The following is a 24,633-nucleotide window of genomic DNA, read 5'->3' as shown; positions in this document are numbered from 1 at the left end:
ACCGAGAACAGGACCATGACCGACCTCATCGCCACCCCGCCCCTCGTCCTGCTGCCCGCCGTGGACGTCGTCGACGGCCAGGCGGTGCGCCTCACCCAGGGGGAGGCCGGTAGTGAGACCTCCTACGGCGACCCGGTGTCGGCCGCCCGCACGTGGCGCGACGAGGGCGCCGAGTGGATCCACCTCGTCGACCTCGACGCCGCGTTCGGCCGTGGTGACAACCGCAAGGTCATCGCGCACGCCATCCGTGAGGTCGAGGGCGTCGCCGTCGAGCTCTCCGGCGGCATCCGCGACGACGCCTCGCTCGAGGCCGCCCTCGCGACCGGGGCCGCACGCGTCAACCTCGGCACGGCCGCGCTCGAGAACCCCGAGTGGGCCGCCCGCGTGATCCGGACGTACGGCGAGCAGATCGCCGTCGGGCTCGACGTCCGCGGCACCACGCTCGCGAGCCGTGGGTGGACCGAGGACGCCGGGGACCTGTGGGAGGTCCTCGACCGGCTCGAGGAGGCCGGCTGCGCCCGCTACGTGGTGACCGACGTGACGAAGGACGGCACGCTGCAGGGCCCGAACGTCGACCTGCTCCGCGAGGTCTGCGACCGCACCGACCAGCCCGTCGTCGCCTCCGGCGGCATCTCGACGCTCGACGACCTGCGGGCGCTGCGTGAGCTCGTGCCGCACGGCCTCGAGGGCGCGATCATCGGCAAGGCGCTCTACTCGGGGGCGTTCACGCTCCCGGCCGCCCTCGACATCACCTCGGAGTAGCCGCGTGGCGGGCATCTCGAACGGCCGCGGCACCGGACCCGACGCACCGGCGGGCGAGGGCCACCCCGACGACGCGCACACCCCCGGCGGCGCTGCCGACTCCGCGGGCATCGCGTGGGCCGGCCGGACGTTCGAGCAGCACGACACGACGTTCGACGACGACGACGGCCTCGCCGACCCATCGCTCGTCGCGGCGATCACCGCGCTGCCCGACGGCGGCTCGCAGCGGTCGATCGTCGAGGCCCTGCGCACCGCGCGCCTGCTCATCCCGCTCGTCGCCGAGGCCGGGGACGTCGGACACACCGACACCGGGAAGCTCGTCGACAAGACCCAGGAACTCTCGATCGTCACGGTCGCCGGGCCGGACGGGCGCAGCGTGATGCCGGCGTTCACCTCGGTGGCGGCGATGCGTGCGTGGGACGCCGACGCCCGGCCCGTGCCGGCCGAGTCTCGCCGGGTCGCGATGGCGGCGGCGAGCGAGGAGACCCAGCTCGTCGTGCTCGACCCGACCTCGCCGACCGAGTTCGTCCTGCGTCGCCCGGCCGTGTGGGCACTCGGGCAGGACCTGCCGTGGACGCCCTGCTTCGAGGACCCGGAGGTCGGGCAGGCCTTCGCCGACTCCGTCGTCGGGGAGCGTTCGGTGGCGCGGGTCGAGCTGGCACCGGGGGACCCGCTCGGGCGGTTCGCCGGGGCGGAGCTGACCGTGGGCCTCGCGCTCCGCCCCGGGCTCGACCAGGCGCAGGTGCAGGAGCTCGTCGGTCGGCTGCAGCAGCGCTGGACGGCGGACGCCGTCATCGCGGAACGCGTGGACAGCATGAGGGTGGCGCTCCGCCCAGCGTGATCCGCGCCTCCAGTCCGATGAGCGGCCCACCCACGTGACGCGCATCGGTTGACCGTCTGGAGGCACGGCTCGCGTCCGCCCCGCGGCCAGCGACCTCCGCCGGTCGCCGCCACGGCGGTGCGGCCCGGCCCGGCGGCCGGTCGCCGGTACGATGGCCGGGTGAGCACGAACCCGACGACCACCCCCGGAACCGGCGAGACCACCTTCGGTCCGACCGGACGGCCCGTCCGGCAGTTCGCGGTGCCCGAGGAACTCGACGGTCACGGCCCCGCTCGCATCATCGCGCTCTGCAACCAGAAGGGCGGCGTCGGCAAGACCACGACGTCCATCAACCTCGGTGCGGCGCTGGCGGAGTACGGCCGCAAGGTCCTCGCCGTCGACTTCGACCCTCAGGGCGCGCTGTCCGCGGGCCTCGGCGTGCGGACCCACGACATCCCCACCGTCTACGACCTGCTGATGGGGTCGATCAAGGACCCGAACCAGGTCATCCAGCCGACGAACACGCCGTACCTCGACGTCATCCCGGCGAACATCGACCTGTCCGCGGCCGAGGTGCACCTCGTCAACGAGGTCGCTCGGGAGCAGATCCTCGCGAGCGTGCTGCGGAAGGTCGCGAACGACTACGACGTGATCCTGGTCGACTGCCAGCCGTCGCTCGGGCTGCTCACCGTGAACGCCCTCACCGCGGCGCACGGCGTGCTCATCCCGCTCGAGTGCGAGTTCTTCGCGCTGCGCGGTGTCGCCCTGCTCATCGAGACGATCGACAAGGTGCGCGACCGGCTCAACCCGGCGCTGACGCTCGACGGCATCCTCGCGACGATGTACGACTCACGAACGCTGCACTCGCGCGAGGTCATGGAGCGCGTCGTGGACACCTTCGACGACCGCGTCCTCGACACGGTCATCGGCCGCACGGTGAAGTTCCCGGACGCCACGGTCTCGGCCCGTCCGATCACGCAGACCGCTCCGGACCACGCCGCCGCGCACGCGTACCGGCAGCTCGCCAGGGAGCTCGTCGAGCGTGGCGCCGTCGCCTGACGACGCCGTCGTCCAGCAGCCGGCCGACGCGCCCGCCGGCACGCAGACCGCGCCCGGCTTCCGGGTTCGGCTCCGGAACTTCGACGGCCCGTTCGACCTGCTGCTGTCGCTCATCACGAAGCACGAGCTCGACATCACCGAGGTCTCGCTCGGCGCGGTGACGGGGGAGTTCATCGAGTACGTGCGCCTGGCCGAGTCGGCGGACGAGCTCGACGAGGCCAGCGAGTTCCTCGTCGTCGCGGCGACCCTGCTCGACCTGAAGATCGCCGGGCTCCTGCCGCAGGGTGAACTCGTCGACGCCGAGGACGTCGCCCTGCTCGAGGCCCGCGACCTCCTGTTCGCCCGGCTCCTGCAGTACCGGGCGTTCAAGCAGGCCGCCGACTGGTTCGGCTCCCGATGGCTGACCGAGTCCCGCCGGCACGTCCGGAGCGTCCGGCTCGAGGAACGGTTCCGCGCCAGGACGCCCGAACTCGTGTGGACCCTGTCGGTGCAGGACTTCGCCGCGCTGGCGACCCTCGCGTTCGCGCCGCGGGAGCTCCCCACCGTCGGACTCGACCACCTGCACGCCCCGCTCGTGAGCATCCGCGAGCAGGCCGCCATCGTCGTCTCGATCCTCCGGACCCGCGCCGACGAGGACGTCTCGTTCCGCGAACTGGTCGCCGGCGTCTCGGAGACGGGTATCGTGGTGGCTCGCTTCCTCGCGATCCTGGAGCTGTACCGGAACGCGTCCATCTCGTTCGAACAGTTCGAACCGCTCGGGGAGCTGACGCTGCGTTGGACCGCCGAGGACTGGTCCGACGAGAGCCTCGCCAACCTGGGAGCCGACTATGACGGATGACGTGCACGACACGTCCAGCGCCGAACCCGGCGGCGCCGACGAGATGGCCGACGCCCGCGCGATCGAGCAGGAGATCCACGCTCGCACAGCGCACGCGGTCCCGATCGACCGGCAGCTCGAGGCGATCCTCATGATCGCCGACGAGCCCCAGTCCCTCGTGTCGCTCGGCGCGGCCGTCGGTGCTCCGGTGCCCGCGGTCCGGCAGGCGATCGAGCGCCTCGTGGCGGACTTCGACGGTGTCGACGGCACCGTCCGCCGCGGGTTCGAGCTCCGGGAGGTCGGCGGCGGCTGGCGCTTCTACGTCCGACAGGACCTCGACGACGTCGTCGAGCAGTTCGTCGAGGCGGAACGGCCCTCCCGACTGTCCCAGGCCGCGCTCGAGACCCTCGCGGTCGTCGCCTACAAGCAGCCGATCACCCGCTCGCAGATCGCCTCGATCCGCGCGGTGAACGTCGACGGCGTCGTCCGGACCCTCGTCGCCCGCGGGCTCATCGAGGAGTCCTTCACCGACGCCGAGACCGGCGCCATCAACTACGTCACGTCCGACCTGCTCCTGCAGCAGCTCGGCATCAACTCGCTCGACGAGCTGCCGCTCATCTCGCCCCTCCTGGACGACGGTGCGGACGGCTTCGAGCAGAACGAAGGGATCCCCGATGGCCGCGTATGAGGAAGAACGACGAGGCGGCCCGCGGGGCGGTTCGAGTCGGACTGGAGGCGCGTCACGCGACCGCAACGCCGGCTCCGGTCGAGCAGGCGGCCGGTCTGGCGACTCGGGTCGCGACGACCGCGGTGGGTACCGGGGTCGTGACGAGCGTCCCGCTTCGGGTGGGTACCGCGGCCGTGACGACCGCCCGTCGAACGGTGGTGGGTACCGCGGGCGTGACGACCGTGCGGGTTCCGGGCGCCGTGAGGACGACCGTGGTGGGTACCGCGGCCGTGACGACCGCCCGGCATCCGGTGGCGGGTACCGCGGCCGCGATGAGCGTCCGTCGAACGGTGGCGGGTACCGGGGTCGTGACGACCGCCGGGAGGCCCCGCGCCGCGACGACGACCGCCGTGGGTACCGGGGTCGCGACGACCGTCCGACCTCCGGTGGGTACCGGGGTCGCGACGACCGTCCGACCTCCGGTGGGTACCGCGGTCGCGACGAGCGTCCGGCGTCGGGTGGGTACCGCGGTCGGGACGACCGCGGGGGAGACCGTGGCCGTTTCGTCGGCCGTGACGACGACCGCCGTGGTGGCGACCGCGGCGGGTTCAACCGCCGTGAGGACGACCGCCCGGCATCCAGTGGCGGGTACCGCGGCCGTGACGAGCGTCCCGCTTCCGGCGGGTACCGCGGCCGTGACGAGCGTCCGGCGAACGGTGGTGGGTACCGGGGTCGTGACGACCGCCGTGACGCCCCGCGCCGTGAGGACGACCGCGGTGGGTACCGTGGCCGCGACGACCGTCGTGATGACCGCCGCGATGATCGCCGTGACGACCGGCGCCCTGCACCACGCCGCGACGACGACCGCCGCCGTGACCCGGCCCGCGAGGACCGCCGCGCCCCCGACGGCCGACCGAGCACGGTGTGGCACAACGGCCGACGCTACGTCGGCGGCACCACGACGGCGCGCAACGGCGACCGTCCCCGCAGCACCGGCCCGCGCGGCACCGACCGCCGCACCACCCCGCGGCCCGAGGGCGCCCGCGACCAGCAGGGCCAGCCGCTCGAGGGCACGCCCGAGCGCCCGATCATCCCGGACTGGGACGCGGCGGACGGGACGGCGACCGCCGGGGCCGCACCGGGCCTCCAGGCTGAGGGCGAGCGCCTGCAGAAGGTGATCGCCGCTGCGGGCGTGGCATCTCGCCGCGTCGCGGAGAACCTGATCGTCGAGGGCCGCGTGACGGTCAACGGCGAGGTCGTCGACGCGCTCGGCCGCCGGGTCGACCCCGAGACCGACCAGATCGCCGTCGACGGGGTCCCCGTGCAGATCGACAGCTCGCGCCGCTACGTGCTGCTCAACAAGCCGACCGGCATGGTGTCGAGCCTGCAGGACGAGCGCGGACGCCGCGACCTGTCCGAGTACGTCGACCGGTACGAGGAGCGCCTCTTCAACGTCGGCCGACTCGACACCGAGACGTCGGGCCTGCTCGTGCTCACCAACGACGGCGACCTGGCGCACGTGCTCGCGCACCCGTCGTTCGGGGTGACGAAGACGTACATCGCGAAGGTGCGCGGCAACGTGAACCCGGCGACGGTGCAGCGGCTGCTCGACGGTGTGGAGCTCGAGGACGGGCCGATCGCCGCCGACAAGGTGCGACTGCTGGAGTCCTCGCGCGGGGAGTCGCTCGTCGAGATCACGCTGCACTCCGGTCGCAACCGGATCGTCCGCCGCATGCTCGACGAGGTCGACCACCCGGTGCTCGAACTCGTCCGGCGCTCGTTCGGGCCGCTGCACCTCGGGTCGCTGCCGATCGGCAAGACCCGGGAGCTCTCGACCGTCGAGCTGGGCAAGCTCCTCCGCATCGCCCGCGAGGCGAAGGGTTCTGCACAGGGCGCCGACGACGGGGAGTCCTCGGACTGACGATCGGTAGGCTTGCCGGGTGACCGACGCCCCCGCCCCGCACGACGCCCCGGACATCGACCGGCGGCTGCGCGGACCCGTGCGGATCGTCGGCGCCGGACTGCTCGGTGCGTCGATCGGCCTGGCGCTCCGCGAGAAGGGCGTGGACGTCGTCCTCGACGACGTCTCGCCCGCGGCGCTCGCGCTGGCCGTCGACTACGGCGCCGGGCGACGTCCGGCCTCTGGCGACGATCCGGAACTCATCGTGGTGGCCGTCCCGCCGGACGTCGTGGCGAGCGTGGTGTCGCGGGAGCTCGCCGCCTCCCCGCACGCGGTGGTCACCGACGTCGCGAGCGTGAAGTCCGGTCCGCTGGACGCGCTGCGTGCCGCGGGTGCGGACGTCAGCCGCTACATCGGCTCGCACCCGATGGCCGGACGCGAGCGCAGCGGCCCGACGGCAGCGCGCGCCGACCTGTTCCTCGGGCAGCCCTGGGTGATCGCCGGACACGACGACATCACCTACCAGCGAGCCGCCGTGGTCGAAGACCTGGCGCTCGACGTCGGTGCGACGGTCGTCCCCATGGACCCGGAGTCGCACGACCTAGCGGTCGCCTACGTCTCGCACACGCCGCAGCTCGTCTCGACGCTCATGGCCGCCCGGCTCCGGGATGCCCCTTCGGGCTCGCTCGGCCTCGCCGGCGGGGGTGTCCGCGACGTCACCCGCATCGCCGCGAGCGACCCTGGCCTGTGGGTGCAGATCATCGGCGCGAACGCGTCGCGCATCCGGCCGGTGCTCGCGGACCTCCGTGACGACCTCGACCGTGTCCTCACGGCGCTGGACGACCCGGCCGGGTCCGGTTCGCCCCGTGCCATCGCCGAGACCATCGCCGCGGGCAACCGCGGTGTCGAACGGCTGCCGGGCAAGCACGGCACCACCAAGCGCTTCGCCCAGGTGGTCGTCCTCGTCGACGACACCCCCGGGCAGATCGCCGCCCTCCTCACGTTCATCGGGGAGATCGGCATCAACCTCGAGGACATGCGCCTCGAGCACTCACCGGGCGCGCAGATCGGCATCGTCGAGGTGTCGGTCGTGCCCGAGCAGGAACAGCGACTCGTCGAGGAACTCGAGGGTCGCGGATGGAGGATCGCAGCAGCATGGGCCTGAACGAAACGCACGCAGCCGCCGAGTCCGGTGTGACCGGTGGTCCGGACGGACCCGACACGGGGCTGCCCACGCCCGACGACCAGCCCGGCCCGATCGGCGGTGCCGGTGGCGGGCTCGACGGGCAGGGCGGTGGCGAGCCGGGTTCCACGAGCGCGCCGATCCCCGCCGGGCTGCCGGACGGCGCCTTCGTCGCGAAGTTCGTCATCGCGGTCGACGGCCCCGCGGGCAGCGGCAAGTCGAGCGTGTCCCGGGCCGCGGCTCGTGCGCTCGGGTTCGGCTACCAGGACACCGGCGCCGCCTACCGGGCGCTGGCGTGGCACGCCCTGCAGGAACAGGTCGACCTCGACGACGCCGCGGCGATCCTGGCGAGCTGGGACACCTTCGACTACGCGATCGGCACCGACCCCGACGCCTACTTCGTCCGGGTGAACGGCGCCGACGTCACCGACGCGATCCGCACGCCCGAGGTCACCGGCGCGGTGGCCCACATCGCGAAGCTGCCGGAGGTCCGCCAGCGGCTCGTGCAGCTCTTCCGGAACGTGATGCGCAAGGCCGATGGCCGGGGCATCATCACCGAGGGTCGGGACATCACCACGGTCGTCGCACCCGACGCCGAGGTCCGGATCCTGCTGACGGCCGACGAGTCCGTTAGAATGGCCCGGCGCTCGGCTGAGGTCACCACCCAGTCGGCCGCCGAGACCTCCGCCGCACTCGCTCGTCGCGACGCGGCGGACGCGAAGGTCGTCGACTTCATGAACGCCGCCGACGGCGTCACGACGCTCGACTCCACCGACCTCGACTTCGACCAGACCGTGCAAGCGGTCGTCGACCTGGCCCGCGCGGCCGGGCACTGACCACCAGGGCCACGCGCGGCCAAGCACTGACAACACGCGGCCGAACGGTCGCCGGCAAGGACACCCACATGGCGCAGCTGGACAACTCAGACCGAGACGACTTCCCGGAGTACGACGACGCGCTCGGCGAGCGGCTCGCCGGGCTCGACGAGGCCGAGGCCGAACAGCGGGCGACCGCGCTCCGCGCCGGGCTCGAGGACTACGAGCTCGACGAGGAAGACGTCGCCCTGCTCGAAGCCGGCCAGCTCGGCGAGGACGGCATCACCTACCTGCCGGCGTACCCGGTGCTCGCGATCGTCGGGCGCCCGAACGTCGGCAAGTCGGCCCTCGTGAACCGCATCCTCGGCCGTCGCGAGGCCGTCGTGCAGGACGTCCCCGGCGTCACGCGCGACCGCGTCTCGTACAAGGCGGAGTGGAACGACAAGCGCTTCACCCTCGTCGACACCGGCGGCTGGGAGCCCGACGCACAGGGCATCAACGCCTCCGTCGCCGCCCAGGCCGAGGTGGCGATCGACCTCGCCGACGCGGTGCTCTTCGTCGTGGACGTCACGGTCGGCATCACCGCCACCGACGAGCACGTCGTGAAGATGCTCCGCGGCACCGACCGCCCGGTCATCGTCGTCGCGAACAAGTCCGACGACGACCGCCGCGACCTCGACGCCTACGAGCTCTGGAACCTCGGTCTCGGCGAGCCGCACCCCGTGTCGGCCCTGCACGGCCGTGGCGTCGCGGACCTCCTCGACCTCATCATCAAGACCCTGCCCGACACGTCGGCCGTCGCCAAGCAGGAGGTCGGCGGGCCCCGTCGCGTCGCCATCCTCGGCCGTCCGAACGTCGGCAAGAGCTCGCTCCTCAACAAGGCCGCGGGCGAGGAACGCGTCGTGGTCAACGACCTCGCCGGCACCACCCGCGACCCGGTGGACGAGCAGATCGAACTCGGCGGCCGCGTCTGGCGCTTCGTCGACACCGCCGGCATCCGGAAGCGCGTGCACCTGCAGCAGGGCGCGGACTTCTACGCCTCGCTCCGCACCACGGCCGCGCTCGAGAAGGCCGAGGTCGCCGTGGTCGTCCTCGACGTCACCGAGCCGATCTCCGTGCAGGACCTCCGCATCATCGACCTCGTCCTCGAGTCCGGTCGCGCGCTCGTCCTGGCCTACAACAAGTGGGACCTGCTCGACGACGACCGCCGCCGCTACCTCGAGCGCGAGATCGAGCAGGACCTCGCGCACGTCGCATGGGCCCCGCGCGTGAACATGTCGGCCCGCACCGGCCGCCACCTCGAGAAGCTCGTGCCGGCCCTCGAGACCGCGCTCGAGTCGTGGGACACGCGCATCCCGACGGGCAAGGTCAACGCCTTCATCGCCGAACTCGTGCAGGAGCACCCGCACCCGGTCCGAGGTGGCAAGCAGCCGCGCATCCTGTTCGGGACGCAGGCCTCGAGCCAGCCGCCGACGTTCGTGCTGTTCACGACGGGCTTCCTCGACCCGCAGTACCGACGGTTCATCACCCGTCGTCTGCGCGAGGTCTGGGGCTTCTCGGGGACGCCGATCAACGTCAACATGCGCGTGCGCGAGCGCCGCAAGCGCTGAGCGACACTGGGGGATCGCACATGACGGGGGCGAGACGACGATGGCTGTTCGCAGCCGCCGCCGTGCTCGCCCTCGTCGTGGTCCTGTTCGCCTGGCGCACCATCCGGGCCGAGCGTGGGATCGATGCCGCGACGCCGGTGGCGACGTCGACCCCGCTCGCCGAGCAGGGGGTGCAGGGCGGCACGCGCGTGTCCCCGTCGAACACGCTCGGCGCTCCGGTTCCGGTGCCCGCCACCGATGACGATGCCCAGGGATCGCCGATCGACCCCTGGTGGCGACGCGTCCCGCCGGTCGCCGGCGACCTCCTCCCGATCGACCGGTTCGCCTCGGGGCACGTCCGGATCGCGCGCACCGGGGAACACCTGCTCGTCACGATCACCGACCTCAAGGTGGCGTCGTACGACTCCGAGCTGCCCGACGTCCGGGTGCTGCTCTCCGAGGGCACCGTGGTCGGAGAGCGTCGCGGGTACTGGACGCGGCACGGCGAGGACGACGACCTCGGCACGATCCCGTCCGACGTCGGGTCGATCACCTTCGACCTCGAGGCGCCCCGCGGTGTCCCGGACCCGGTCCGCTCGCTCGTCGTGTTGGACCCCGACTCCGGCGACGTCCTCGGTGGTGCTGCCCTCATCCCGACCGAGTGACCGACCGACCGACCGACCGGCTGACCGACCGACCAGCTGACCGTCGCCCGCCGGGGGCTCGGTGCGTGTTCCCGACGCGGGATGCGGCACCATGGGAGGGTGACGCAGCAGAACGCCGGGCTCGGTGCCCTCGCCGACCGACTGTGGTGCCGTCTGCACCTCGACCGGTTGGCCGGTGGACGCCAGGCGGGCTACGTCATCCGCGAGGACATGCTCGAACACCCCGAGACGGTCCGCTCGTTCCGGTGGATCCGGTGGCTGCTCGTCGCCGAGACGGTCGTGGGGCTCGCAGCGATCGTGGTCGCCGTGCTCCTGACGAACGCCGGGCAGACCATCCCGTGGGCGGTGTGGTTCCGGGCGACGGTCGTGCTGCTGATCACCCTGACGCTCTACGTGTTCGCGTGGCGGGCGCAGCTCGGCTACTACTGGGCGTACCAGCGGCTGCGGTTGTTCAGCCGGATCTTCCCGGTCGTCACGCTCGTGATCGCGGCGATCCCGGGGCTCTACCCGTTCTGGATGGTCATCGAGCAGATCGTGTTCTCGTTGCTGATGATCGGCATCGGTGACGTGCTGACGACCGACCACATGCGGGCGACGTTCCCGAAGCCCGCGCGGCGGTGACGGTCGGGGGCGGACTCGGAACGACTTCGTCGATGTCGTACGACGTCGGTCTTGTCGCACCGTGCACGCGCGGGGAGTTGCATGCGCGCGGAAGCGACTTCGTCGATGTCGTACGACGTCGACATCGTCGTTCCGAGTCGGTCGGCACTACCCCCGCCCCCGACCGCAGCCTGGCCCTGGTGGTCCCAGGGTCGGACGGGGCCTGCCTCAGGATCGACGACGAGAGCATCGTGGTGGACATGACCGACACGACACTCCCCGGCGGCACCTACAGCCTCGCCGACGACCTCGAGCTCACCCGCGTCGGGTACGGCGCGATGCAGCTCGCCGGCCCCGGCGTCTTCGGACCGCCCACCGACCGGGCCGAGGCGATCCGCGTCCTCCGCACCGTGGTCGAACTCGGCATCCTGCACATCGACACGGCGGACTTCTACGGCCCGCACGTCACGAACGAGGTCATCCGCGAGGCGCTGCACCCCTACGCCGACGGACTCCACATCGTCACGAAGGTCGGCGCCCGCCGCGATGCCGAGGGCGGGTGGCCGCACGCCCGCGAGCCGCACGAGCTCGTCGCCCAGGTGCACGACAACCTCCGGAACCTCGGGCTCGAGCAGCTCGACGTCGTGAACCTCCGCGTGGGCGGCTTCGACGCACCCGAGCCGGGCAGCCTCGCGCCGCAGTTCGAGGCGCTCGCCGAACTGCAGCAGCAGGGACTCATCAAGCACCTGGGCGTGTCGACCGTGAACGCCGAGCAGCTCGCCGAGGCCCGGTCGATCGCCCCGGTCGTCTGCGTGCAGAACCTGTACAACGTCGCCCGGCGCGAGGACGACGCGCTCGTCGACCTCACGGCAGCCCAGGGCATCGCCTACGTGCCGTACTTCCCGCTCGGTGGCTTCTCACCGCTGCAGTCCGGTGCACTCGACGCCGTCGCCGAGCGCCTCGGGGTCTCCCGGCTCACGGTGGCGCTGTCGTGGCTCCTGCAGCGATCGCCGAACATGCTGCTCATCCCCGGGACCTCGTCGGTCGCGCACCTCCGTGACAACGTCGAGTCGGCAGGCTTCGCCCTTCCGGCCGACGCGCTCGCGGAACTCGACGCGATCAGCGCAGCGACCGAGTGACCCCGGGTCAGGCGACCGTGGCCAGCGCGAACGGCAACACGGCCGACGCCCCCGCACGCCGGAGCTCCCGTCCTGCCACGGTCATCGTCCACCGGCTGTCCACCAGGTCGTCGACGAGCAGCACCGGCCCCGCGTGCGACTGCAGCGCCGCAGCGAGCGCGGGATCGACCACGAACGTGTCCCACACCCCCGACAACCGGTAGGCGCTGTTCGTTGCGCCGTCGCCTCGGGGTGTTCCGCCACTCCGGCCGAGCGTCCCGAGGAACTGCAGCCGCCCGATCGAGGACAGCGCCTGCGCCAACGACCCGACGAGCTCGGGCCGTGACAGCGACGACATCGCCACGACCCCGGTCGGCCGGGTCTCCCACGGCCAGTCCTTGAGCGCTCGGACGCAGCCGTCGACGAGCTCGCGGGAGATCGGTGCGTCAGCGGTGGTCGAGGCGAAGAGTGCTCGCAAGGGGCCACCCCACCCGAGGTCGGTCAGACGGGCGACGGCCCGGCCGGGCTGGACCAGTTCGTCGGGGCCGATCTTCCCGCGGACGGGGACGCCGAGCGACGACATGCCCGAGGGCCACTGCGCACGCGGAGCGATCTCGACGCCGACCTTGTCGAGGGCTGCGGCCGCCCCGGACGAGTCCGAGTCGGAGACGGCCGTCGGGAACCACGCACCGGCGCAGTTGTCGCACCGACCACAGGGTTCGGCGGACGGGTCGTCGAGGTCCTGCTGCAGGAGCTGCATGCGGCACTGCGAGGTCGTCTCGTAGTCGAGCATCGACGCGGCCTCGGCGGCACGGGCGGCGGCGACGCGCTCGTAGCGTGGCGCGTCGTACTCCCACGGTTGCCCGGTCGACACCCAGCCCCCGGTGACGCGGCGCACGGCACCGTCGACGTCGAGCACCTTGAGCAGGAGCTCGAGGGTGGACCGCTTGATGTCGACGAGGCCCTCGAGTGCGACGGTCGACATGGCGGTGTCGGTGGACAGGGCGTTGAGCACGGCGGAGGCCCGGGCCTCGGTCGGCATCGAGGCGCTGGCGAAGTACTGCCAGATCTCGCGGTCCTCACGGCCGGGCAGCAGGAGCACGTCGGCGTTGTCGGTGGCACGCCCGGCACGGCCGATCTGCTGGTAGTACGCGACGGGGGAGGACGGCGCGCCGACGTGGACGACGAACCCGAGGTCGGGCTTGTCGAACCCCATCCCGAGCGCACTCGTCGCGACGAGGGCCTTCAGCTCGTTGCCCTTGAGCTGCTGTTCGAGTTGTTCGCGTTCCTCGGTGTCGGTGCGCCCGGTGTACGCACGGACGGCGTACCCGTTCTCGCGCAGGAGCCGGGCGATGTCCTCGGCCGCCGAGACGGTGAGCGTGTAGATGATGCCGCTGCCGGGCAGGTCACCGAGGTGCGCGAGGAGCCACCCGAGGCGTTGCCGGGCATCCGGGAGCGTGAGCACGCCGAGCCGGAGCGATGCCCGGGCGAGCGAGCCGCGGATCGTGAAGACCGGGTCGGCGGGGCCGGCGGTGAGCTGCTCCGCGACGTCCTCGACCACGCGTTCGTTCGCCGTCGCGGTGGTCGCCAGCACGGGCACGCCGTGGGGGAGGGACCGGATGAGTTCGGCGAGCCGGCGGTAGTCCGGTCGGAAGTCGTGGCCCCAGTCGGAGATGCAGTGTGCCTCGTCGACGACGAGCATCCCCATCCGGGCGATCAGCGTCGGCATCTGCTCGTCGCGGAACTTCGGGTTGTTGAGTCGTTCGGGGGAGACGAGCAGCACGTCGACCTCGTCACGAGCCAATGCCGCCTGGGTCTCGCCCCACTCGTGCGCGTTCGCGGAGTTGATCGACACCGCGCGGACGCCAGCACGGGCGGCCGCAGCGACCTGGTCGCGCATGAGCGCCAGCAGCGGGGACACGAGCACCGTCGGGCCGCCCCCACGCCGGCGCAGCAGCAGCGTCGCGAGGAAGTACACGGCGGACTTGCCCCACCCGGTGCGCTGCACGACGAGGGCCCGCTGCCGGTGCTCGACGAGGGCGGAGATCGCCTCGAGCTGGCCGGGGTGGAACACCGCGTCGGGGCGCCCCGTGAGCGCAGCGAGCGCCTGCTGTGCCTCGGCGGCGATGTCTGCAGAAGGCGGGGCGGTGGTGTCCATGCCCCCATGCTGTCAGCACCGACCGACGAAACGCAGGTCGCGCCTCCAGGCTGTGGAAAACCCCTACTGGTAGGTGATCAACGAGGGCGTCGGCGTCACGTCCGCCATGGTCTGCTGTGGCGACAGCATCGGCTGGTCCTCGTCGTAGAAGTTCTTCCAGCCCCAGTGCACGCCCTCCGGCGCACCGTCGTGCAGCGCCTTCCACGTCGCCTGCTTGTCGGGCTGCGACCCCTGCCCGTCGACGTGGATGAGCATGTCCAGCTCGGGGTGCGACTCGAGCGCCGAGCGGTCCTGGATCATCGACAGCCGGAACTGGTGCAGGACGAAGGCCTTCGGCGGCAGCCCCTTCGACCGCACGAGCGACGCCAGCCACGAGGACACCGCGTTCACCTCGGACGCCTGCACGCTCCCGATCTGGGCGAGCGGGACCTGGTCCTTCGTCAGCCGCCACTCCGGGTCGAGCGCCAACCACACGCCCGGCTTCGCGAGCAGCGACTCGTACCGCTTCGCCTGCGACAGGAAGTCCGAGCGCCCCGGCTGCAGGTCGAGGATCACCGGCATCCCGGCGTCGTGCGCGGCATCGACGTACGGCTCGAGGGTCTCCACGGGGAGCTCGGTGGAGTAGTCCCCGTCTGCGCCGGCGTCCCCTGCCGCGACGGTCGCGATGACCTCCATCGCGGGCGTGATCGGCACGTCCCCGAGGCCCTTGTACGACGCCGCGACCGACCGCGCACGCTGCACGGTCGCCGCGGGGTCCTGCTCGCCGAGCACGCCGAGGGCCGGTGCTCCCGGCGCGCCGTACAGCGCCACGTACCGGTGCCCGTCGAACGGCCGCTGCCCGCCGTTCGGCAGCTGCCAGCCGTTCTCCGCGGCACGGACCGCCCACTCGGGGTCGCCGAGATCGTCGAACGCCGCGCCGACGAGGACCGTCGGGTGGTCCGCCCGGTCGTGCAGCGCCGTCACCACGCCGGGTGCGGCCGCCGGGTCGGTCACCCCGCTCGGCATCGTCACGACGTGCGCACCGGCGGCCTTCGCGGTCGCCACGACCGCGGCGTCGGCACTCGCGTCCGCCACGACGACGGTGGCCTGCCTGGAGGCGCGGCTCGACTCCGGCGCGTCGCCCCGGTCCGGTGCATCCTGCTCCGGGACGTCGGTGTCGACCGACACGTCGCCCTCGGCCTGGTACCAGTCGGCGCCGAGGCGCTGCAACTCACGGCCGACGGGAGCGTCGTCCTTCCCGGCGAGCAGGACCGGGACGTGCGCGGCCTCGGCGGCGCTCGCCGCGGCGCGGACCGCCGACGCGTCGTCGACCGGCGCGACGACGGCGCCGGGTGCGGTCGCGAACAAGGCCCGGCTGACCCGGACGGAGCGTTCCGCGGCGTCGGACTGCGCGGCCACCGTCACGGAGGAGGCGGTCGCCTTCGCCAGGGTCGGTCGCGCCGGCGCGTGCTGGTCCGCCGTGCAGCCGGCAGCCCCGAGCAGCAGTCCGGTGGCGGCGAGTGGGAGGAGGAGACGGGAGGTGGGACCGGAACGCATCGGGCCACCCTACGAGCCGTCCGGGGAGGTCCCTGGGAATCCGACGGGTGTCGTCTCGTAGAAGGGAGGCATGCCCGACGACGACCGCCCGCTCATCGGCGCGGTGCAGCCGCCCGACGTGCACTGCATGACGCTCAACGTCCGCCGTCGCGTGCCGCGCCCGGCCGGACACCCCGACGCGTGGGAACGGCGGCGGGACGCGGTGGTTGCGCTCGTCACCTCCGAAGCGCCCACCGTCCTCGCCGTCCAGGAGGCACTGCCCGCGCAGTCGGCGGACCTCACGGCCGCCCTCGGGTCGCGTTGGGAACCCGTCCTGGTCGGGCGCGGGCCGCGCGGGGGCGGGGAGCAGGTGGGACTGTTCCTGGACCGGTCGCGCCTCGAGGTCGTCGAGCGACGATCGTGGGCGCTGTCCCGCACGCCGCACCGGCCGGGCTCCCGGAGCTGGGCGACCGCCTTCCCGCGGCACGTCGTCGGCACCGTCGTCCGCGACCGGGCCACGGGGGTGACCTTCACCGCCATCGCCACGCACCTCGACGTCGCCTCGCCCTGGGCCAGACTGCGGTCCGGCGAACTGCTCGGGCGGCTCGTCCGGGAACGCGGCCTGCCCGCCGTCGTGATGGCGGACTGGAACTGCGGGGTGGGCTCCGCCCCCTGGCGAGAACTGGCGGAGGCGGGTGTCGTCGACAGCTGGGGTCGCGCCTCCAGGCCGGTGACCGAGCCGTACGGGACGTACCCGCACTACGCGACGCCGCGTGTCGGGGGCCGGCGCATCGACGGTGTCCTGGTGACGGCGGAGGCGACCGTCGAGCGCGTCGCCGTGTCGGACCGGAAGCCGGGCGGAGTGTGGCCGTCCGACCACGCGGCCGTGCACGCGGTCGTGCGGTGGGCATCGTGATCCGCACGCTCGGGCCGACGTTCCTGCGGCCGCGGTTCCTCGTCGCCGACGTGGTGCGTGCGCTGACGCTCGTGAGTCTCGTCGTCGCGACGATCGGATGGGGCGGGACCGCGTTCCCGGTGATGGCGCTGTGCCTGCTCGGGGTGGTCGTGCCGCGGATGCTCGGGCTGCGGCCGGCGTTCGACGTGCTCGTGTGCGTGCTCGTGCTCGTCGCCGGGTGGTCCAGCGTGCTCGAGTGGTACACCTCGGTGTTCCTCTGGGACAAGGTGGTGCACGTGCTGCTGACCGGGCTGCTCGCGGCGGTGGCGTACGTGATCGCCGCCGACCTGCGGGTCGTGCGGCCTGCGACGGACTCGCCGCTCGGGGTCGTCGTCATCGTGACGGCCGTGGCGGCGTTCGGCATCGGTGCCGTGTGGGAGATCGGGGAGTGGGCCGGGCACACGTACGTCGACTCGGCGATCTTCGTCGGGTACGTCGACACGATCGGGGACCTGGCTGCGGACGGGCTCGGGGGAGTGCTCGCCGGGTTCGGGTTGCCGTGGTTGGCGGCGCGGCGGTCGGTGGTGCGGCCGGGCGCTTGACGGTGCGGCGGGCGGGTCCGGCCGCGACGCGCCGTGGCGCGGAGGGGGTCCGGCGTCCGCTATGCTTGTCGGGTTGCTCCGCGCTCCGGTCGGACGCGGGCGACGTGAGCTCCTCGGGGCTCGCGGGCTGTGGCGCAGCTTGGTAGCGCACTTGACTGGGGGTCAAGGGGTCGCAGGTTCAAATCCTGTCAGCCCGACCGGATCGCCCCGGCGGAACCACGGTTCCGCCGGGGTTTCTTCGTTCCGTGCGGACGCTCCAGCGGTGTCCGCATGAGGTTCCCGCTCTGCGATCATCAGCGGACCATCCATCTGAGACATCGCGGCTCCTGTGGTTGCGTGCGACGCGGGCTCTGAGCGCTCTGGCTGGGGAGGACCGGCTGTCGGACGACCATCAGGACCCCCATCGGAGACGCTGATGGGCAGCGACGGCTCTTGCGAGATGGTCGCGGCCGCACTCTGACCTCCTCACGTACTACGGTTCGAGCGTGCCCGCGTTCTCCACCGACGACATCCTCGGCAACAGGCTGGACTTCGAGATTGCCCGCGACGGATTCGTCCGCAGTCTGCGAGACGATGCTGCGTTGCGCAACGCCGAGACGTGGCTTCGGCGCGAGGGCTATCGGGTCATCGGGCTGGACGCCGGGGTTTGGCAAGAAGACAAGCAGATGCACATCGCCTTCGCGACAGCCCTCCAGTTCCCCAGCAACTTCGGGAAGAACCTGGACGCGCTCAACGACTGCATGTCAGACGTAGCCGAGGCGGACTACGGGTGGGATGCGACCGAGACTGGTCTCGTCCTGATCCTCTCCGGCTTCGAGCGTTTCACTCAACGACTCCCACGGTTAGCCGACGACGTGCAGCACATTCTGGAGAGGCAGGGACGCTACGCATCACTCTTCGGGAACCGGCTCCTCACGATCCTGTCCTGAAGTGGATCGTCGTGCGGACGCCACGCCACGGCGGCTCGCTCAGAGTGCGATGGCCAGGCGGAGGTCCCGCAGGTAGACGTCGGGCTGCTCCCAGGCCGCGAAGTGGCCGCCGTGCTCGTGCTCGACGAATGCGTGCAGGTTGACGTACCGGGCCACGAACTGCCGTGGCGCGGGCTTGGTGTCGAAGGCGAACTTGCTGAGGACCGTCGGGGTGCCGACGTACGGGACGGACACCGCGAAGTCGACGTACGTGGCGAACGACGACCCGATGGTGTTCGAGAACCAGTAGGCGCTGATCCAGGTCAGGAGATCGTCCGGGTCAGGAGTGACCTCCGACCAGCCGTGCAGCTTCTCGAGCAGCCATGCTGCGAGACCGGCAGGTGAGTCGGCGAGACCCACCGCGAGGGTGTGCGGTTTCGATCCCTGCTCGGCGATGTAGCCCCCTTCGGCACGGGACCACCTGGCGACCACGTCGAGGTACGCCAGCTCCTCGTCATCGAGGACGGACCGGTCGGCGAAGACGGCATGGAGCGGGGAGATGTTCGTCAGGTGCAGGGCAGTGACTCGGTCGGGGTGCGCCGCGGCGAGCTGTTCGGCGACATCGGCGCCGACATCGCCAGCGGAGATGACGTACCGCTCGTAGCCGAGTTCGTGCATCGCCTCGGCGATCATCGTCGCGATCGTCGCAGCAGACATCCCGGTCACCGTCAGCGGCTCGGAGAACGGGAAGCCCGGCAGTGCGGGAACGACGACGTTGACGTCGTCGAGGAGGGGGAGGACCTTCTCGAACCGCAGCACCGAGTCCGGCCAGCCGTGCAGGAGGACGACGGCGGGGGCGTCTGACACGGGGGATGCCTGGTGGACGAGGTTCAGCCCGGCCGCGGTCGCCCAGGGCAGAGCCGCGATCCGCTCCTGGTGCGGGTGCCAGTCGTAGACGTACTGCCAGTGGGACAGCAGCGCCGAGAGCGCTCCCAGGTCCGTCCCACGGGTCCAGCCGGTGTCCGCGGGAACCTGCGGGAGCCGCGTGTTGCCCAAGCGACGGACGAGGTCGGCGATGTCCTCGCCGCTGGCGAGGGGGAACGGAGTGGTCATGTGCACGACCATACACACAATGTGCCCGACTGTACACATGACCGATCCTGGCCGTATCCTCGACGGATGGCTGCCCCTACTCGTCAGAAGAACGCCGCTGCCACCCGAGCGCTGATCCTCGATGCTGCTCGCCGAGAGTTCAGCCAGGTCGGGTTCGGGTCTGCCACCGTGCGCTCGATCGCGCACGCCGCGGAGGTCTCGCCCAACTTGATCACCCGCTACTTCGGCGGCAAGAACGGCTTGTTCGCCGAGGCGGTGCAGGTCGACCTCCACGTGGACGAGATGTTCGACGGGCCGTTGGACCGCCTCGGCGAGCGGATGGCGCGCACCATCGTCGCCCGGTGGGCTTCGGTGGCGAACGACCCGCTCCTGGCGCTGATGCGGGCAGCCGGTGAGCACCCCGAAGCTGCCCGCATGCTGGACCGGATCCTCGATCGGGAGTCCCTCGTTCCACTTCGCCGCAACCTCGAACGTGCTGGGCTCGATCCCAGCACCGCCTCGTCCGCGGCCCGCGCAGTCGACACGTTCCTCTACGGCCTCACCGGGCGCCTTCGAATGCTCCGCACGGGTGTGGACGATCCGGACGAGCTCCGGACCTTCATCGCCGACACCGTGCAGCGACTCATCCCCTCCGTGCCGTCGCCTTGAACTCCGACCGTGGGGCATCGGGAGCGACCGGCATCGTCGGCAACGAGGCACCTGGGTGCGATCCACTTCGAGGCGGGGTGTGCTCAGTGTCCGAGGAGCATGGCGTTGCGCGCCTGGATCTCGTCGTCGGTGGCCGGGAAGAAGGTCGGGACGCCGAAGTGCTCAGCTGTGGTCTGGACGCGTTCGGCGACGGGGCGCATCGTCCGTTCGTACTCGGCGAAGGCACGCTCGACGTCACCGTCCGTGACCTCGAAGGCGTCGAAGAGCGCCGTCGCGCCGATGATGGCGAGTGAGCCGCCCATGCCCGCTGCGGGCGACGCGCAGTAGCCGGCGTCGCCGACGAGTGCGATCCGTCCAGACGTCCACGCTGGCATCCTGATCTGGCTGAGCTTGTCGAAGTAGAAGCCGGCGGCGTGGACCGCAGCGTCGAGGTGGTCCGAGAACGGTGATCCGGCCCGCAGGACGTTCTCGCGGAGGATGCGCTTCTGCTCGTCCACGTCGTGGTGGTCGTACGGGACCTCCCACTCGGACCGGAAGCCGAGGACGATCTCGGTGGTGGTGTCGTAGGAGTTCACCAGCATCGTCACGCCCGGTGCGTTCGTGATCCGGGTCGTCTGCGGGGTGGTGATGAGTCCGTCGACGGACGCGACGGAGAAGTACGTCCCGAGGAAGCGGCTGTAGAGCGCCTCCTGCCCGAAGTGCAGGCGACGCACGGTCGAGTGGTTGCCGTCGCAGCCGAACACCATGGAGAAGTCTCGCTCCGCGCCGTCACGGAAGACGACGTGGACGGTCTCGCCGTCACGCTCGGTCAGTGACGCGATGGAGTTGTCCCACAGCATCTCGACGTCGCCCGCCGTCGCAGCGGCGAGGATGTCGAGCAGGTCATCGCGGTGGATCTCGTACCCATCCCCAGCGGATCCTGCTGTCGGCGGTTCCGGGTCCATGCGTGCGATGACGGAACTGTCGGGTGTCGCGAACTCGGTCACGCGTCCGGGCAGTGCCCTCGACGCGACAGCGTCGAGCAGCCCCATGCGCTCGATCATCCCGATGGTCTCGTCTCGGATGTCCACGGGCGTGCCGCCTCGCTTGAGGTCGGAACCGGTCTCGACGATGGTGACCTCGTGACCGAGTCGCCTCATCCAGAGGGCCGTGGTGAGCCCTGCGTAGCTCGCGCCTGAGATGAGGACTCGCTTGTCCGTCGTCGCGCTCATCAGTGCCTTCGTTCCTCCGGCTCCGTGCCGAACTTGTAGTGACCCCAGTAATTTAACGCTAGCACAAACTTGGAGTGACCCTAATCATTGTGGGAGGATCGGGTGGTGTCTGGGTTGCGGGAGCGGAAGAAGCAGGAGACTCGTTCGCGTCTCGGTGATGCGGCGGCGCGTCTGTTCGCGGAGCGTGGCTACGACGACGTGTCGATGTCCGATGTCGCCCGTGCGGCTGGTGTGGCTGAGCAGACGGTCTACAACTACTTCCCGACCAAGCCCGACCTCGTCCTCGACCACGCCGATGAAGTCCTCCGGCGCATCACCGTGGCGATCGCCGAGCGGCCGCCCGGCCAGTCTCCGGCCGACGCGATGCGAGCAGTGGTCCACGCGGACATCGAGCGGTACGTCGGCGACGACCCGGTCCTCGCGCGCGGACAGTTCCCTGCTCAGTGCCGTCGCAGTCCGACGCTGCGCCGCCGTGCGCTGGAGTTCTACGACGACCTCTCCACCGCGGTCAGCACAGCACTGGACGACACTGATCTGCAGCCGATGACCCGACGTTCTCGCGCGGCCGCCCTCGTCGCCGTGACGCAGCAGGTCACCGAGGCGATCGGCGATGCGGTCCTCTCGGATGCTGATCGGGACGAGACCCGCCGCAGCCTCCTGGCAGCCGTGGACGACGCGCTCGACGACATCGCGGCGCGATCGGCGTAGCGTGCCCCCATGACCGTGCCCTACCGTGTCGAGCGTCCGGAGTGGGACCAGATCACCAACTGGAGCGGCGAGTACCTCGAGCCGAGCATCCGCAACCTGATCACGATTGGACACACCGTCCGCGTGCAGCTCTCCGACCCCGCTGATCCGCCCGGCGCAGGCTCGGCCGGCGCGTACTACGCCACCATCGAGACCGACACCGACGGAGTGCTCCGCGGCTTCGTCAACGACCCGTACATCGACGAGGAGACCTCCTCGATTCCCAACGACGTCCACGGCGGGTTCGCGGCCGCAGACGTCATCGAGGTACCGCTGACCTGGTCCGGCAACGAGACCCTCAAGACTGCTGCGATCGGGACCGGACGTAACCGGACCGTGACCGGTCCGTTCGACGACGGCCCCTTCAGTCACGACGGGCCGATCGAGCGCTGATCGCTGCCTGGCCGACGGCACCGATGCCGTCGCCGCCTGCAGTGGTCGTGACCACGGACGGGAGGCACGGTGCCAGCTGGCACCGTGCCTCCAGTCCGACGGTCTGACGCCGTTCTCAGGCCGCGCGCTTCGGCGTCCAGCCCAGTTCGGGCCCGAGCCGTTCCGCGATGTCCGTGATGATCTGGGCGTAGTCCTCAGGCTCGAACGCGAACGGCAGGGCGAACGCGACCTCGGTGACCGCCTGGTACCCGGCGTCGGCGCGCAACCGGTCCGCGATCTCCGTCGAGGAGCCGACGAGGTCGGCCGCGAAGAGCATGCCCGCCGGCCCCATCGGTACGCCGACCCGCCCGGAACGCCCCTCGACGTAGGCGCGGTAGCGGGCCTCCTGCTCCCGCGTCGCGGTGTCGGTCGGGATGACGACCAGGCCCTGCGACACCCGGGCGGTGCCGGGGTCGGGGTGGGCCGCGAGGTACGCGTCGATCTGTGCCCGCTGGTTCGTGGCGAAGTCGGTGCCGTTCTCGCTGCGCGTGACACTCGAGGTCAGCAGGTGGAAGCCGTTCTCGCCGGCCCACACCGCCGACCTGGTGCTGCCGGTCCCGTACCAGATGCGGTCGACCAGACCGGGGCTGTGCGGCTGGACGGTGCTCGCGAACTCCTCGATCCCTCGACGTTCGACGGCATCGGTTCCGGTCACCGTGTCGCCGCGCACCAGGTCGCGGAACCGCAGCAGACGATCGTTCCCAAGGTCCTCCTGGTCGGCGGTGTCGGGGTAGAGCGCCTCGCGGTACAGGTCGTAGTGCATCGGGGTGCCGACCGAGAACCCGGGGTTCAGGCGTCCGCCCAACAGGACGTCGACCGTGCTGAGGTCCTCGGCGAGCCGGAAGGGGTTCTCCGCTCCGATGGGCGTGACCGCGGTGCCGAGGTCGATCCGCGACGTCCGCTGCGAGGCGGCGGCCATCACCGCCACAGGGGAGGAGATGCCGTGCTGCAGGTGCCGGTGCCGGAGCCAGGCGCTGTCGAAGCCGAGTGCCTCGGCGCGCTCGATGACCCGCAGCGTGTCCTCGTGGCCTGCGGACGGTCGGGCGGGGTCGAAGGACCCGATGGTGAGGAAGCCGAGCCGTGCCAGGGGAGTTCCGTCGAGGGGCATGTCCCGATCGTGCCAGACGGGCAGCAGGCGGCGCGCGCGGGCCGCACCGGGGTCCCCGAACCGCCGACCGACGCAAAGCGGACTGCCAGGCGAACACGCATCTTCGGCCCCTAGTGTCGCGCCAAGCGCAAACGCGTGAACTCACTCGCATTGGTTGAAGGACCGATCCGTAACGGAAGGTCGGTCCTCATGACCACCACTCCGCTCGCGCCGGGTTACACCCGCACTCGTCCCGGATCGGGGAGCCGCAACGGCACCTCGACCTACTCCGCGCTCCTGGCGCAGGTGAAGGAGAACGGCCTCCTGCGCCGCCGCACCGGGTTCTACTGGACACTGTTCGCCAGCCTGGCCGTCGGCCTCGCGCTCACCTGGGTCGCCTTCGCGTTCCTCGGTGACTCCTGGTTCCAGCTCATCGTCGCCGGAGCACTCGGCGTCATCTTCACGCAGTTCGCGTTCCTCTCGCACGAGGCCGCACACCGGCAGGTCTTCGCCTCGCAGCGGTGGAACGACCACGCCGGCCGTTGGCTCGGCACGTTCATGGTCGGCCTCAGCTACTCGTGGTGGATGAACAAGCACACCCGCCACCACGGCAACCCGAACACCGTCGGCAAGGACCCGGACATCGCCCCGGACGGCATCCGCTTCCTGCCGGAGGACGCCGCTGCCGTTCGCGGTCCGCTGATGACGACGTTCATGCGCTTCCAGGGCTGGTTGTTCTTCCCCCTGCTGACGCTCGAGGGCCTCAACCTGCACCGCTACGCGGTGCAGAGCATCGTCACCGGCAACGGCACGAAGGCCGACGTCAAGCACCGCTGGCTCGAGGCCGCCCTGCTCGTCGCCCGCTTCAGCATCTACCTGACGGTCGTGTTCTGGTTCCTGCCGTTCGGCATGGCCTGCGCGTTCCTCGGTGTGCAGCTCGCCGTCTTCGGCGTGATGATGGGCGCCTCGTTCGCCCCGAACCACAAGGGCATGCCGACCATCGCGCACGACGCGAAGGTCGACTTCTTCTCCCGCCAGGTCCGCACCTCCCGCAACATCCGGGGCGGCTGGTGGGTCTCGTTCCTGATGGGCGGCCTGAACTACCAGGTTGAGCACCACCTGTTCCCGTCGATGCCGCGTCCGGCCCTGAAGCAGGCACGCCTGCTCGTCCGGGACCACTGCGACACCCTCGACGTGCCCTACACCGAGACCACGCTGCTGCGCTCCTACGGCATCGTCGTCCGGTACCTCAACCGGGTCGGACTCGCTGCACGTGACCCGTTCGCCTGCCCGATGGTCGCGCAACTGCGCATCCACTAGGG

25 protein-coding genes and 1 tRNA gene are annotated in these 24,633 nt (G+C 71.2%); 20 read left to right on the top strand and 6 right to left on the bottom strand.

Annotation, left to right across the window (positions count from 1 at the left end; translation table 11 throughout):
• Positions 1 to 15: 15 nt before the first annotated feature.
• The 5 genes from priA (at position 16) to scpB (ending at position 4,146) form a co-directional block, all read left to right on the top strand.
• Positions 16 to 762, top strand: a complete 747-nt coding sequence (gene priA / locus FS532_RS12145; RefSeq protein ID WP_144754593.1) for a bifunctional 1-(5-phosphoribosyl)-5-((5-phosphoribosylamino)methylideneamino)imidazole-4-carboxamide isomerase/phosphoribosylanthranilate isomerase PriA — start codon at positions 16 to 18, stop codon at positions 760 to 762.
• Positions 763 to 766: 4 nt separating this feature from the next.
• Positions 767 to 1,603: an SseB family protein gene (locus tag FS532_RS12140; protein ID WP_144754590.1), complete on the top strand. Its 837-nt coding sequence runs from the start codon at positions 767 to 769 to the stop codon at positions 1,601 to 1,603.
• A 159-nt stretch (positions 1,604 to 1,762) separates the two neighbouring features.
• Positions 1,763 to 2,641, top strand: a complete 879-nt coding sequence (locus FS532_RS12135; protein ID WP_079238658.1) for a ParA family protein — start codon at positions 1,763 to 1,765, stop codon at positions 2,639 to 2,641.
• On the top strand, positions 2,625 to 3,479 hold the full coding sequence (locus FS532_RS12130; RefSeq protein WP_144754587.1) for a segregation and condensation protein A: 855 nt from the start codon (positions 2,625 to 2,627) through the stop codon (positions 3,477 to 3,479). The genes FS532_RS12135 and FS532_RS12130 overlap by 17 nt, the downstream gene beginning before the upstream one ends.
• Positions 3,469 to 4,146: an SMC-Scp complex subunit ScpB gene (gene scpB, locus FS532_RS12125; RefSeq protein ID WP_440130713.1), complete on the top strand. Its 678-nt coding sequence runs from the start codon at positions 3,469 to 3,471 to the stop codon at positions 4,144 to 4,146. Before FS532_RS12130 ends, scpB begins: the two co-directional genes overlap by 11 nt.
• Positions 4,147 to 4,198: 52 nt before the next feature.
• On the opposite strand, the gene FS532_RS12120 is transcribed toward scpB, so the two are convergent.
• Positions 4,199 to 5,056 (bottom strand): hypothetical protein, encoded by an 858-nt coding sequence (locus tag FS532_RS12120; protein WP_144754584.1) that lies wholly within the window; start codon positions 5,054 to 5,056, stop codon positions 4,199 to 4,201.
• Positions 5,057 to 5,290: 234 nt separating this feature from the next.
• On the opposite strand from FS532_RS12120, the gene FS532_RS12115 reads away from it, so the two are divergent.
• The 7 genes from FS532_RS12115 (at position 5,291) to FS532_RS12085 (ending at position 12,016) form a co-directional block, all read left to right on the top strand.
• Positions 5,291 to 6,046 carry a pseudouridine synthase gene (locus FS532_RS12115; protein WP_255257577.1) on the top strand — a complete coding sequence of 252 codons (756 nt, stop codon included), beginning with the start codon at positions 5,291 to 5,293 and terminating at the stop codon, positions 6,044 to 6,046.
• A 19-nt stretch (positions 6,047 to 6,065) separates the two neighbouring features.
• Positions 6,066 to 7,190, top strand: coding sequence for a prephenate dehydrogenase (locus tag FS532_RS12110; protein ID WP_144754581.1), 1,125 nt, complete (start codon positions 6,066 to 6,068; stop codon positions 7,188 to 7,190).
• 170 nt (positions 7,191 to 7,360) lie between these two features.
• Positions 7,361 to 8,044, top strand: a complete 684-nt coding sequence (gene cmk, locus FS532_RS12105) for a (d)CMP kinase (protein WP_260852739.1) — start codon at positions 7,361 to 7,363, stop codon at positions 8,042 to 8,044.
• A 68-nt stretch (positions 8,045 to 8,112) separates the two neighbouring features.
• Positions 8,113 to 9,633: a ribosome biogenesis GTPase Der gene (gene der / locus FS532_RS12100; protein ID WP_144754575.1), complete on the top strand. Its 1,521-nt coding sequence runs from the start codon at positions 8,113 to 8,115 to the stop codon at positions 9,631 to 9,633.
• 20 nt (positions 9,634 to 9,653) lie between these two features.
• The gene (locus tag FS532_RS12095; protein WP_144754572.1) at positions 9,654 to 10,277 is read left to right on the top strand and encodes a hypothetical protein; all 624 of its coding nucleotides are present in this window, start codon (positions 9,654 to 9,656) and stop codon (positions 10,275 to 10,277) included.
• Positions 10,278 to 10,376: 99 nt separating this feature from the next.
• The gene (locus FS532_RS12090) at positions 10,377 to 10,898 is read left to right on the top strand and encodes a hypothetical protein (protein WP_144754569.1); all 522 of its coding nucleotides are present in this window, start codon (positions 10,377 to 10,379) and stop codon (positions 10,896 to 10,898) included.
• A gap of 239 nt (positions 10,899 to 11,137) precedes the next feature.
• Positions 11,138 to 12,016, top strand: a complete 879-nt coding sequence (locus FS532_RS12085) for an oxidoreductase (protein ID WP_144754566.1) — start codon at positions 11,138 to 11,140, stop codon at positions 12,014 to 12,016.
• A gap of 7 nt (positions 12,017 to 12,023) precedes the next feature.
• Here the strand turns inward: FS532_RS12085 and FS532_RS12080 are convergent, their stop codons facing one another.
• Together FS532_RS12080 and FS532_RS12075 are read right to left on the bottom strand one after the other, a co-directional pair.
• A complete protein-coding gene (locus tag FS532_RS12080) occupies positions 12,024 to 14,153 on the bottom strand; it encodes a RecQ family ATP-dependent DNA helicase (protein ID WP_186322017.1) in 2,130 nt (709 codons plus the stop codon).
• A 63-nt stretch (positions 14,154 to 14,216) separates the two neighbouring features.
• Entirely contained in the window at positions 14,217 to 15,689 is a 1,473-nt protein-coding gene (locus FS532_RS12075; protein WP_144754563.1) for a hypothetical protein, read from the bottom strand.
• A 70-nt stretch (positions 15,690 to 15,759) separates the two neighbouring features.
• On the opposite strand from FS532_RS12075, the gene FS532_RS12070 reads away from it, so the two are divergent.
• From FS532_RS12070 to FS532_RS12055, 4 genes are all read left to right on the top strand, one after another.
• Positions 15,760 to 16,584, top strand: coding sequence for an endonuclease/exonuclease/phosphatase family protein (locus FS532_RS12070; RefSeq protein WP_144754559.1), 825 nt, complete (start codon positions 15,760 to 15,762; stop codon positions 16,582 to 16,584).
• Positions 16,581 to 17,165: a hypothetical protein gene (locus FS532_RS12065; protein ID WP_144754556.1), complete on the top strand. Its 585-nt coding sequence runs from the start codon at positions 16,581 to 16,583 to the stop codon at positions 17,163 to 17,165. Before FS532_RS12070 ends, FS532_RS12065 begins: the two co-directional genes overlap by 4 nt.
• A gap of 123 nt (positions 17,166 to 17,288) precedes the next feature.
• Positions 17,289 to 17,362, top strand: a tRNA-Pro gene (locus tag FS532_RS12060).
• 288 nt (positions 17,363 to 17,650) lie between these two features.
• Entirely contained in the window at positions 17,651 to 18,094 is a 444-nt protein-coding gene (locus FS532_RS12055; protein WP_144754553.1) for a barstar family protein, read from the top strand.
• 39 nt (positions 18,095 to 18,133) lie between these two features.
• On the opposite strand, the gene FS532_RS12050 is transcribed toward FS532_RS12055, so the two are convergent.
• Positions 18,134 to 19,186, bottom strand: coding sequence for an epoxide hydrolase family protein (locus tag FS532_RS12050; RefSeq protein WP_144754550.1), 1,053 nt, complete (start codon positions 19,184 to 19,186; stop codon positions 18,134 to 18,136).
• A gap of 66 nt (positions 19,187 to 19,252) precedes the next feature.
• Here FS532_RS12050 and FS532_RS12045 point away from each other — a divergent pair, with 66 nt between their 5' ends.
• Positions 19,253 to 19,834, top strand: a complete 582-nt coding sequence (locus FS532_RS12045) for a TetR/AcrR family transcriptional regulator (protein ID WP_144754547.1) — start codon at positions 19,253 to 19,255, stop codon at positions 19,832 to 19,834.
• 83 nt (positions 19,835 to 19,917) lie between these two features.
• On the opposite strand, the gene FS532_RS12040 is transcribed toward FS532_RS12045, so the two are convergent.
• Positions 19,918 to 21,045: an FAD-dependent monooxygenase gene (locus FS532_RS12040; protein ID WP_144754544.1), complete on the bottom strand. Its 1,128-nt coding sequence runs from the start codon at positions 21,043 to 21,045 to the stop codon at positions 19,918 to 19,920.
• 105 nt (positions 21,046 to 21,150) lie between these two features.
• On the opposite strand from FS532_RS12040, the gene FS532_RS12035 reads away from it, so the two are divergent.
• Positions 21,151 to 21,753 carry a TetR/AcrR family transcriptional regulator gene (locus tag FS532_RS12035; protein ID WP_186322016.1) on the top strand — a complete coding sequence of 201 codons (603 nt, stop codon included), beginning with the start codon at positions 21,151 to 21,153 and terminating at the stop codon, positions 21,751 to 21,753.
• A gap of 9 nt (positions 21,754 to 21,762) precedes the next feature.
• Positions 21,763 to 22,185, top strand: coding sequence for a hypothetical protein (locus FS532_RS12030; protein ID WP_144754538.1), 423 nt, complete (start codon positions 21,763 to 21,765; stop codon positions 22,183 to 22,185).
• A 115-nt stretch (positions 22,186 to 22,300) separates the two neighbouring features.
• On the opposite strand, the gene FS532_RS12025 is transcribed toward FS532_RS12030, so the two are convergent.
• Positions 22,301 to 23,332, bottom strand: a complete 1,032-nt coding sequence (locus tag FS532_RS12025; RefSeq protein ID WP_144754535.1) for an LLM class flavin-dependent oxidoreductase — start codon at positions 23,330 to 23,332, stop codon at positions 22,301 to 22,303.
• 189 nt (positions 23,333 to 23,521) lie between these two features.
• Between FS532_RS12025 and FS532_RS12020 the strand changes: the two genes are divergently transcribed.
• The gene (locus FS532_RS12020) at positions 23,522 to 24,631 is read left to right on the top strand and encodes a fatty acid desaturase family protein (RefSeq protein ID WP_144754532.1); all 1,110 of its coding nucleotides are present in this window, start codon (positions 23,522 to 23,524) and stop codon (positions 24,629 to 24,631) included.
• Positions 24,632 to 24,633: the final 2 nt, after the last annotated feature.

This window comes from Curtobacterium pusillum, from assembly GCF_007673235.1.
Lineage (GTDB): Bacteria > Actinomycetota > Actinomycetes > Actinomycetales > Microbacteriaceae > Curtobacterium > Curtobacterium pusillum_C.
This window is presented reverse-complemented; position numbering and strand designations above follow the sequence as displayed.